Source organism: Frankia nepalensis, from assembly GCF_016786325.1.
GTDB classification, from domain to species: Bacteria; Actinomycetota; Actinomycetes; order Frankiales; family Frankiaceae; genus Pseudofrankia; species Pseudofrankia nepalensis.
On the sequence record NZ_JADWYU010000397.1, the window covers coordinates 1 to 11,814 of the forward strand.

Genomic DNA, 11,814 nt, shown 5'->3' on the forward strand with positions numbered 1-11,814 from the left:
CACCGCCACCATCCACCTCACCGACCCCACCGGAAAACCCCTCACCACCATCCACACCCTCACCACCCGACCCGCGGGCCCGGGACAGCTCGCCGCCAGCGCGGCGGCCGGTTCGGCCGACTCCCTGTACGCGCTGACCTGGGTGCCCGTCACGGCGACCGGCACGGAGGCGGTACCCGTGTACGCCGACGTCGCGGACGCGCTGGCGGACTCCGCCCGCGGCGCCTCGGTGGCGGTGCGGTTCGCCGCCGCGCCCGGCCTGCCGACGCCGGAGTCGGTGCACGAGCTCACGCACCGGGCCGTCGCCGCCGCCCAGCGGTGGCTGGCTGACGAGGGCGCCGCCGGCACCCGGCTCGTCGCCGTCACCCACGGCGCGGTCGCCGCGGATTCCACGCAGGACGTGCGGGACCTGGCCGGGGCCGCGGTGTGGGGCCTGCTGCGGTCGGCCCAGACCGAGCACCCGGACCGAGTCACCCTGGTGGACCTCGACGAGGCGACCGACGCCGATCCCGAGCGCCGGGCCGCCGCGCTGGCCGCCGCCGTCGCCTCCGGCGAGCCCCAGCTCGCCGTCCGGGACGGCCGGCTGCTGGCGCCCCGGCTGCGCCGCGCGGCGCCGGGCGCGGCGGCGCCCGCCGCCTGGGACCCCGAGGGCACCGTTCTGCTCTCCGGCGCCACCGGCGCCCTGGGTTCCCTCATCGCCCGCCACCTGGTGACCGCGCACGGCGTCCGCCACCTGCTCCTGCTCAGCCGCCGCGGCCCACACGCCCCCGGCACCGCCGAACTCACCGCCGAACTCACCGCCGCCGGCGCCCACGTCGACGTCGCCGCCTGCGACACCGCCGACCGGACGGCCCTGGACGCCGTACTCGCCGCCGTCCCGGCCGCGCACCCCCTGCGGGCCGTCGTGCACGCGGCGGGAGTCCTGGACGACGGGGTCATCGGCATGCTGACGCCGGAGCGGGTGTCCGCGGTGCTGCGGCCCAAGGCCGACGCCGCCTGGCACCTGCACCAGGCCACCGCCCACCTCGACCTCAGGGCCTTCATCCTGTTCTCGTCCATCGCCGGCACCTACGGCACGGCGGGACAGGCGAGTTACGCCGCCGGCAACGCGTTCCTCGACGCCCTCGCCACCCACCGCCACACCCACGGACTACCCGCCACCTCCCTCGCCTGGGGCCCCTGGGCCGACAGCGGCATGGCCGCCCAGCTCACCACCAGCGACCAGGCCCGCATCACCCGTGCCGGCATGACCCCCCTGCCCCCGGACCGCGGCCGCGCCCTCTTCGACGCCGCCCTCACCGTCGACGGCGCGGTGGTCGCGCCGGTGGCGCTCGACACCGCGACGCTGCGCGGGCTCGGAGAGGAGCTTCCCCACCTCATGCGGGCCCTGGTCCGCCCGCCGGCCCGCCGCGCCGCGGCGCCCGACGCCGCCGCCACCCCCCTGGCCGAGAGCCTGGCCGGCCGGTCGGCTGACGAGCGGCGCGCGCTGCTGCTGGACCTCGTCCGGGCGCAGATCGCCGCGGCCCTGAGCTTCGACGGCCCGCAGAGCGTGGACGCGCGCAGCCCTCTGAAGGACCTGGGCATCGACTCGCTGACCGCCGTCGAGCTGCGCAACCGGCTCGGCAAGGCGACCAGCCTGCGGCTGCCCGCGACGCTGGTCTTCGACTACCCGTCGGCCACCGCGCTCGCCGACTACCTCCTGCGGGAACTCGGGGCCGGGCAGCCAGCCGCGCCGGCCGCGGCCCGGCGGCCCGCGGCCGACTCCGCCCGCGGCGCCGACGAACCGATCGCCATCATCGGGATGGCCTGCCGCTATCCGGGCGGGGTGCGCTCGCCGGAGGACCTGTGGCAGCTCGTCATGGCCGGCGGCGACGCGATCACGCCGTTCCCGGCAGACCGAGGCTGGGACCTGGCGAACCTGTACGACCCCGACCCGGACCGGCCCGGCACCTCATACACCCGCGAGGGCGGGTTTCTCCACGACGTGGCCGAGTTCGACGCGGAGTTCTTCGGGATCTCACCACGCGAGGCGCTCGCGATGGACCCGCAGCAGCGGCTGCTGCTGGAGACCTCCTGGGAGGCGCTCGAACGCGCCGGAATCGACCCGACGTCCCTGCGCGGCAGCGACACCGGCGTGTTCACCGGGATCATGTACCACGACTACGTCAGCCGGCTGCCCCAGATGCCCGGCGAGCTGGAGGGGTACCTGGGCACCGGCAACACCGGCAGCGTCGGCTCCGGCCGCATCTCGTACACCTTCGGCTTCGAGGGCCCGGCCGTCTCGGTGGACACCGCCTGCTCCTCCTCGCTGGTGGCGCTGCATCTGGCGATGCGGGCGCTCCGGTCGGGTGAGTGCTCGCTGGCGCTGGCCGGCGGGGTGACCGTGCTGGCCTCGCCGTTCACCTTCGTCGAGTTCAGCCGGCAGCGCGCCCTGTCGCCGACCGGCCGCTCGAGGTCGTTCTCGGCCGAGGCGGACGGCACCGGCTGGGCGGAGGGCGCGGGGATCCTGCTGGTGGAACGGCTGTCCGACGCCCGGCGCAACGGGCACTGGGTGCTCGCCGTGGTCCGCGGCTCGGCGGTCAACCAGGACGGGGCGTCCAACGGGCTGACCGCGCCGAACGGCCCCTCCCAGCAGCGGGTGATCCGGGCCGCGCTGGCCGACGCCCGGCTCACGCCCGTCGACGTCGACGCGGTGGAGGCGCACGGCACCGGCACCCCGCTCGGCGACCCGATCGAGGCACAGGCGCTGCAGGCCACGTACGGCCAGGAGCGAGCGGACGGGAACCCGCTGTGGCTGGGTTCGGTGAAGTCGAACATCGGGCACACGCAGGCCGCCGCCGGCGCCGCGTCGGTGATCAAGATGGTGCAGGCGATGCGGCACGGGGTGCTGCCGCCGACGCTGCACGCGGACAACCCGTCGCCATACGTGGACTGGGCGGCGGGCGCGGTGGAGCTGCTGACCGAGACGCGGCAGTGGCCGCTGACCGGAAGGCCACGCCGGGCGGGCGTCTCCTCGTTCGGGATCAGTGGCACCAACGCGCACGTGGTCCTGGAGCAGTCCCCGGACGAGCCGGACGCCGTCGCCGAAGCCGCTGAGCCCGGGCAGGAGCCGCCCGAGGCGGATCCGGTCGCCGTGCCGCTGCCGCTGTCGGCCGCCGAGCCCGCGGCGCTGCGCGATCAGGCTCGTCGGCTGGCCACGCACCTGTCGCTCAACCCGGGGCCGCGGCGCGCCGATGTGGCGCACGCACTGGCCACGACGCGCGCGGCGCTGCCCCACCGGGCCGTCGTGCTCGGCGAGGGGCTGGACGTGTTGGCGCGGGGTGAGTCGGGGCCGAACGTGGTCACCGGGACCGCGCGGGATCGGGGCAGGACCGTGTTCGTGTTCCCCGGTCAGGGTTCGCAGTGGCCCGGGATGGCGGTGGGACTGCTCGATTCCACGCCGGAGTTCGCCGAGGCGCTGCGCGAGTGCGCGGCCGAGATCGAGCGTCACGTGCCCTGGCGGGTGGAAGACGTGCTGCGCGGCGCACCGGACGCACCGTCATTCGACCGCATCGAGGTCCTGCAACCGGTGCTGTTCGCCGTCAACGTCGCCCTGGCGCGCCTCTGGCAACACCACGGCGTCCACCCCGACGCCGTCATCGGCCACTCCCAGGGCGAGATCGCCGCCGCCCACGTCGCCGGAGCCCTCACCCTGTCCGACGCCGCCCGCGTCGTCGTCATCCGCTCCGGCCTGTTCGCCGAGGAGCTGACCGGCCACGGGGCGGTCGCCTCCGTCCAGCTGCCCGCGGACGACCTCGGTCCCCTGCTGGACGCCTACCGCGGCCGGCTGTGGATCGCCGGCGTCAACTCGCCCACCGCCACGACCGTCGCCGGGGACGAGGACGCCCTGGACGCACTGATCGACACCCTCACCGCCGGAGACGTCCGCGCCCGCGTCATCCCCTCGACCGTCGCCTCCCACAGCCCCAAGGTCGAACCGCTGCGCCAACGCATCCTCGACGCCCTCGACTTCGTCCAGCCCCGGCCCGCGACCATCCCGCACCACTCCACCACCCGCCCCGGCACCCTGCTGGCCGGGCCCGAGCTCACCGCCGACTACTGGTACGACAACTGCCGCAACCCCGTGGCCTTCGCCCCCACGGTCCGCGCCCTGATCGGCCAGGGCCACGACACCTACCTCGAGGCCAGCGCCCACCCCGTCCTCACCGCGGCCATCGAGGAGACCGCCGAGGCCGCCGGCGCCGACGTCCTCGCTCTGGGCACCCTGCGCCGCGGCGACGGCGGCCCCGAGCGCCTCAACACCGCCCTCGCCGAGGCCTGGACCAACGGGCTGCCCGTGCGGTGGCCGACGCTCGCCCGCCCGGGCCGGGTGGATCTGCCCACCTACCCCTTCCAGCGCAAGCGGTACTGGGTCCAGGCGCCCGCCGTGGCGCCGGCGCCGCGGGACGCGGCCGAGTCCGGGTTCTGGGAGGCGGTCGAGAACGACGACCTGACCACCCTGGCGGCCACGCTGGGGCTGGACGACGGCGCCGCGCTGGGCGCGGTGCTGCCCGCGCTGGCCACCTGGCGGCGGGGGAGGGTGGCGCGCTCGGCCGCCGACGCGTGGCGGTATCAGGCCGCCTGGCGGCCGGTGACCGAGCCGGCGTCGGCGCGCCTTTCCGGCACCTGGCTGCTGGTGGCCCCGGAAGGCCACGCGGACGCGGCGGAGCTGGCCGACCGGTCCGCCGACGTGCTGACGCGCCACGGTGCCCAGGTGGCGCGGCTCGACGTCGGGGCCGGTCTCGGCCGGGCCGCGCTCGCCGCGGCGCTGGGTGGATCCGCCGCCGAGGCGCCGGGCGGCGTGCTGTCCCTGCTGGCGTTGGACGAGACGCCGCTGCCGGGCCGGCCGGCCCTCGCGGCGGGCGTCGCGGGCACCCTGCTGCTGATCCAGGCGCTGGTCGACGCCCAGATGTCGGCGCCGCTGTGGGCGGTGACCCGGGGCGCGGTCGCCACCGACGGCGCCGACCGGCCCGCCGCCCCCGTGCAGGCCCAGGTGTGGGCGCTGGGCAGGACCGCGGCGGTGGAGCACCCGGGCCTGTGGGGCGGCTTGGTGGACCTTCCGGCCGTGCCGGACGACCGCGCGCTGGCCCGGCTGGCGGCCGTGCTGACCGGTGTGGCCGACGAGGACCAGCTCGCGGTCCGCGGCACCGGGCTGCTCGCCCGCCGACTCGTGCGGTCACCGCTGGCCACGGTGCCCGTGCGGCGATCCTGGACACCGCACGGCACGGTCCTGGTGACCGGTGGCACCAGCGGCATGGGCGCGCACACGGCGCGGCGGCTCGCCGCCCTGGGCGCCCACCACCTGCTACTGACCGCGGACACGGACCTGGACGCGGCCGAGCGGGTGGCGCTGGAGGCCGAGTTCGCCGCGGCCGGGACCCGGGTGACGGTCGCGGTCTGCGACGTCGCGGACCGCGCGGCGCTCGCCGCGCTGCTCGCCTCGGTGCCCGAGGACGCCCCGCTGACCACCGTCATCCACGCGGCCGGCAGCCTCGACGCCGCCGCGCTGGCCGATCTGGACCCGGCAGGGCTGGAGCATTCGCTGCGCACCAGGGCGCTGGGCGCCGCCTATCTCGACGAGCTGCTGGCCGACACCCCGCTGGAGGGCTTCGTGCTGTTCTCCTCCGTGGCCGGCGTGTGGGGCAGCGCCACCCAGGGCGGGTACGCGGCGGCGAACGCGTACGTGGACGCACTCGCCGAGCACCGGCGGGCCCGTGGCCTGGGGGCTCTCTCCGTCGCCTGGGGGCCGTGGGCCGATCCCGGCACTGGCCTGGAGGACGAGGAGGCCGAAGCGGAGCGCCGCGCGCAGCTGCGCCGCCGGGGCCTGACCCCGCTGCCCTCCGAGGCGGCGGTCACCGCGCTGGTCGACGCGCTGGCCCGGGACGAGACCGCGCTGGTACTCGCCGATGTGGAGTGGGAGCGGTTCGCCCCCGCCTTCACCTCCGTGCGCAGCAGCCCGCTGCTTGGCGAACTGCCGGAGGCGGCGCGGGCGGTGGCCGAGTCCGGGCCGGACGGGTCCGCCGCCGCGTCACGCACCGGGCCGGACCTGGTGCGGACGCTGACCGGCCTGTCGGCGGCCGACCAGGAGCGCATGCTGACCGACCTGGTGCGCGCCGAGACGGCCGTCGTCCTGGGGCACCGCGACGGCGAGGCCGTCGACGCCCATCGGGCACTGCAGGACCTCGGGTTCGACTCGCTGGCCGCCGTCACTCTGCGCAACCGACTCGGCGCGGCGACGGGCCTGAAGCTGCCGACCACTCTCGTGTTCAACCACCCCACGCCGGCCGCCGTCGCGGCCTTCCTGCGCGCCGAACTGCTTCCCCAGCAGCCCGAGATGTCGCTGGACGGTGAGCTCGACCGGTTGCAGGAGGTGCTGGCGGGCAGCGGCCTGGCCGACGACGCGGCGGCGCGCGGCGTGGTCGCGGCCCGGCTGCGGCGGCTGCTGGAGTCGGTGACCGGCGAGCCGACCACCGGCGGGGCCCGCTCCACGGTCGAGGACCGGCTCGAAGCCGCCTCCGACGACGACATCTTCAGCTTCATCGACAACGAACTGGGGCGGTGAGGACCGGATGGCTACTGTGGCGCCGCCGGACGAGGACAAGCTGCGCTCGTATCTCAAGCGCGTCGTGGGCGAGCTCGGTGAGGTCCGGCGCCGTTCGAAGAGCGCCGAGGAACGCGCGAGCGAGCCGGTCGCGATCGTCGCGATGAGCTGCCGGATGCCCGCCGGCGTCCGTTCGCCCGAGGACCTGTGGGAGCTGGTGGCGGCCGGGAAGGACGCGGTCGGCGAGTTCCCCGACGACCGGGGCTGGGACCTGGCGGGCCTCTACGACCCGGACCCCGACCGGCCCGGTACCTCCTACGTCCGCCATGGCGGATTCATCCCGCGCATCGGCGGCTTCGACGCGGCGTTCTTCGGCGTCTCCGACGCGGAGGCGCTGGTCATGGACCCGCAGCAACGGCTGCTGCTGGAGTGCACCTGGGAGGCGCTGGAGCGGGCTGGCGTCGACCCGACGGCGCTGCGCGGCAGCGCGACCGGGGTCTACGCCGGCTGCAGCGTGGACGACTACACGATGCTGCTCGCCGATCCGCCCGAGGACCTGGCGGCGCACCGGCTGACCGGTGGCGGCAACGCGCTCGCCGCCCGGATCTCGGGTGCCTTCGGACTGACCGGTCCGGCCGTCACCGTCGACACGGCCTGCTCCTCCTCGCTGGTCGCGCTGCACCTGGCCGCGGCGGCGCTGCGCCGGGACGAATGCTCGCTGGCGCTCGTCAGCGGCGTGTCGGTGATCTCCACGCCGCAGATCTTCGTGGACTTCAGCCGGCAGCGTGGCCTGGCGCCGGACGGCCGGGTCAAGGCGTTCGCCGAGGCGGCCGACGGGACGGCCTGGTGCGACGCGGTGGGCACGCTGGTGGTCGAGAGGTTGTCGGACGCCCGGCGCCTCGGCCACCGGGTGCTGGCGGTGGTGCGCGGCAGCGCGGTCAACCAGGACGGCGCCTCCAACGGCCTGACCGCCCCGAACGGGCCGTCCCAGCAGCGCGTCATCCGCGCCGCGCTCAACAGTGGCCTGCTCTCGCCCGCCGAGGTGGACGCCGTCGAGGCGCACGGCACCGGCACTCGCCTCGGCGACCCGATCGAGGCGGAGGCCCTGCTGCGGACGTACGGCCAGGGGCGGCCCGCGGACCGGCCGCTGTGGCTGGGCTCGGTGAAGTCCAACTTCGGCCACCCGGGCGCGGCGGCGGGCGTCATCGGCGTCATCAAGATGGTGCTGGCGCTGCGCCATGGCCTGCTCCCGGCCACGTTGAACGTCGACCGCCCGACGCCGATGGTGGACTGGGCCGCGGGCGCGGTGGACCTGCTGAGCGAGGCGCGGCCGTGGCCGGTCACGGGCCGGCCGCGGCGGGCGGGCGTCTCGGCGTTCGGCGTCAGCGGGACGAACGCGCACGTGATCCTCGAGGAGGCGCCGCCCGCGCCGGCGCCCACGGCGGAGCCATCGGGGGCGGACGCGCGGACGGGCGCTGGCGGGCCGCCGGCCCACGGCGGGGCCGCGGCCGCCGCGCCGCTGCTGGTGTCGGCGGCGAGCCCGGAGGCACTGCGCGACCAGGCGCGGGCGCTGTCCGCGCGGCTGGCGCCGGCGTCGGGACTTCGGCGCGCGGACGTCGCGCATGCCCTGGCCACCACCCGCGCCGCGCTGCCCCATCGAGCGGCGGTGCTGGCCGAGGGCTCCGGCGTGGCGGGCCTCGACCTGGTGGCGCGCGGTGAGCCCGCGCCGGGCGTGCTCACCGCGACGGCCCGGGACCACGGCCGGGTCGCGTTCGTCCTGCCCGAGCACGGCGGCGGGCTGCTGGCGGCGGCGCTCGACCTGCTTGACTCCGACGCGGCGTTCGCCGCCCGGCTGGCCGCCTGCGCCGCGGCCGTCGAGCGGCACGTCCCGTGGCGGGTCGAGGCCGTGCTGCGCGGCGAGCCGGGCGCGCCGCCGCTCGCGTCGGCCGAGATCCGGCGACCGGTCCTGTTCGCCGTCGGGACCGCGCTCGCGGGTGTGTGGCAGGACCGCGGCGTCCGGGCCGACGCGGTGGCCGGGCCGTGGGGCGGGATCGTGGGCGATCACCTCGCCGGCGCGCTCGCGCTGGAGGAGGCCGCCCGCCTCGTCGTCGCCGGGGGCCCGGCGCGCGGTGCCGGTCCCACGGTGGGCGCCCTCCTGGCGGACGGCTACCGAGCGTTCGTGGTGATCGGTGCCGACGGGGACGCCGCGGGCCTGGGGGAAGCCGCCCCCCAGGCCGGCCTCTTGGTGCTGGCCGCGCTGCCCGTCGAGCGGGGGCTCGCCGAGGCGTGGGTGAACGGGCTACCGGTGGCGTGGCCGGCACCCGCCGAGCCGCGGCCCGTCGACCTGCCGACGTACCCCTTCCAGCACAAGGACTACTGGGTCCGAGCGCCCGCGGCCGCCGCGGCGGTCCCCGCCGGGGCCGAGACCGGCTTCTGGACGGCCGTCGAGGAGCGGGACGCCACCGCGCTCGCGGGGCTGCTCGGCGCGAGCGGCCACGGCGCGGTCGGGCCCGGCGAGGTCGAGCCGGCGCTGCCCGCGCTGGCGGCGCTGCTCGAGCGGTCGCGGCAGGACGCCGCGGTGGCGCACTGGCGTTACCGGACCGAGTGGCGGGAGGTGCCGCCACCCGCGCTCGGGGAGCTGTCCGGGCACTGGCTCGTGCTGGTCCCGGCGTCCCTGGCGCGGACCGAGCCGTGGAGCGCGGCCCTGGAGCGGCGCGGGGCGACGGTGACGCGCCTCGCCGTGCCGGCGGGCGTCGAGCGGGCGGCGCTCGCCGAGGACCTCGCCATGGCGATGGCCGCCCGTCCGCCGCGGGGTGTGGTGTCCGCGCTGCCGATGGACGACACGCCGCACCCGGGGCATCCCGGGCTCCTCGCCGGCCTGACCGGCACGCTGCGGCTGGTGGGTGCCCTGATCGACCTGGGCGTCGAGGCGCCGGTGTGGTCGCTGACCCGGGGCGCGGTGGCGGCCGTCCCGGGGGACGGGGCCGACCATCCCGCGCAGGCCGGAGTGTGGGGGCTCGGGCTCGCGCTGGCCGAGGAACACCCGCGGCTCTGGGGCGGCACGGTCGACCTGCCCGCGCACGACGCCGGCCTGCCCGCGGACGGCACGGCCGCCGACCTGCTGGCCGCGGTGCTCACGGCTGGCGGCGGCGAGGACCGGATCGCCCTGCGGGGATCCGCCGTGCTGGCCCGCCGCCTGGCCCGGGCGCCGCTCGAGCGCCGGCCGGGCCGCCGGGCGTGGCGCCCAGCGGGAACCGTGCTGGTCACTGACGGCACGCACGGCACCGGACTGGTGGTCGCCCGGTGGCTGGCCAGCGCCGGCGCCCGGCATCTGCTGCTGACCACCGCGCGGGAACCCGATCCGCGGGAGAGCGCCGCGCGCGAGGCCGAGTTCGCGGCGCTGGGCGCGCGGGTGACGATCGCCCGGTGCGCGTTCGCCGACCGCGCCGAGGGCGCCCGGCTGTTGGCCTCGCTCCCGGCGGACGAGCCGCTGACCTCGGTCTTCCACTGCGCCGAGGTCCTCGAGGAGAGCCCGCTGGAGGCCGCCGAGCTGCCCGCCCTGGAGCGCGTCCTGCGGGCCAGGACGGCCGCGGCCGACACCCTGGACGAGTTGACCCGGGGCCTCGGCCTGTCCGCGTTCGTCCTGTTCTCCTCCATCGCCGGGAGCATCGGGGTCGGTGTCGGGCTCGGCGGCTTCGCCGCCGCGAGCGCGCACCTGGACGCGCTCGCCCTGCGGCGGCGGGCCGCGGGGGAGCCGGCCACCGCCGTGGCCTGGGGGGTGTGGGCCGAGGAGTTCGCCGACCCGGCCAGGGCCGCGCTGGAACAGGCCCGGCACGAGCGGCTGCGCCGCCGGGGCATCCCGGCGATCGCGCCGGACCGGGCGCTGACCGTGCTGCGCCAGGCGCTGGACGCCGACGAGACCGCGCTGCTGGCCACCGAGATCGACTGGCCCGACTATCTGCGGGCGACGGCGGCCGGCCGCGGCCCGCTGTTCGCCGAGATCCCGGAGGCGGCCGTGGGCGGGCGCGCCGACCGAGGCGCCGACGACGGGCAGGCACTGCCCGCCCGGCTCGCCGGCCTGGACGCGGCCGGCCGGCGCGCGGCGGTGGCCGACGTGGTCCGGGCACAGATCGCGGCCGTCCTGGGCCTGCCCGGAGGGCGCGACGTGGACATGCGGCGCGGGCTGCTGGAGCTCGGCATGGACTCGTTGACCACGGTGGAGCTGCGCAACCGGCTGACGGGCGCGGCCGGGGTGGCGCTGACGACCCGGCAGATCCTCGACCACCCGACCCCGGAGGCGCTCACCGCCTACCTCGACGAGCAGCTCGGCGGCGCGCGCGCCGCCGGGGCCGCCGCACCGGTCCCGGCGTCGGCCGGATCCACCCTCACCGGGCTCTTCGAGGCGGCCGTCGCGGCGGGCCGGGCGGGTGAGTTCACCGACCTGCTGGCCGTGGCCGCCGGCTTCCGTCCCACCTTCGACGACGCGGACGGCGCCGCGCCGGCCGATCCGGTGCCCCTGACCCGCGGCGACGCGCACCCCGTGATCTTCTGCCTGCCCACCGTGCTCGCGACCTCGGGGCCTGAGCAGTTCGCCCGGCTCGCGGCCGGCTTCGGCGGCGGCCGGGAGGTCTCGGCGCTGGCGCTGCCCGGCTTCCGGGCCGGCGAGCCGCTGCCCGCGACCCGCGAGGTGCTGGCCGAGGCGCTGGCCGGCACGGTCCGGCGGTCGGCCGCCGGGCGGCCGTACACGCTGCTCGGCTACTCGTCCGGCGGGCTGCTGGCCCTGGACACCGCGGCCTGGCTGGAGGCCGAGGGCGCCGGCCCGGCGGCGGTCGTCCTGCTCGACACCTTCCAGGTGGACGGCGGGCGGCTCGACGAATTCGGGCCCGCGCTGCTGACGGCGATGGCCCGCCGGGCCGAGGCCACCGGTCTGGACGACGCCCGGCTGAGCGCGATGGGCGGCTACCTGCGCCTGCTGGCCGGCTGGCGGCCGATGCCGCCCGCGGCGCCCACCCTGCTGGTACGCGCCGCCGGGCACGACTGGGGCGGCCCCGGGCCGAACCGCGCCGAGCTGTCCGCGCTCTGCGCGGCGCTGGACGTCTCCGGCGACCACTTCACCCTCATCGAGGAGCGCGCGGCCGAGACGGCGCGCGCGGTGCTCGGCTGGCTCGCGCGGCTGCCGACGCCGGCCGCCGCCCAGGCCTGACGCGAGGACGGGGTCCGGCGGGGTCTGTGAC

The 11,814-nt window shown here is 77.5% G+C and carries 2 protein-coding genes; both read left to right on the plus strand.

What is annotated here, in order from left to right:
* A partial coding sequence (locus I6A81_RS42735; protein WP_307875265.1) for a type I polyketide synthase occupies nt 1-6,601 on the plus strand: 6,601 nt, incomplete at its 5' end.
* 16 nt (nt 6,602-6,617) lie between these two features.
* Nucleotides 6,618-11,783 (plus strand): beta-ketoacyl synthase N-terminal-like domain-containing protein, encoded by a 5,166-nt coding sequence (locus tag I6A81_RS42740; protein ID WP_407661492.1) that lies wholly within the window; start codon nt 6,618-6,620, stop codon nt 11,781-11,783.
* The last annotated feature ends 31 nt before the right edge of the window (nt 11,784-11,814 follow it).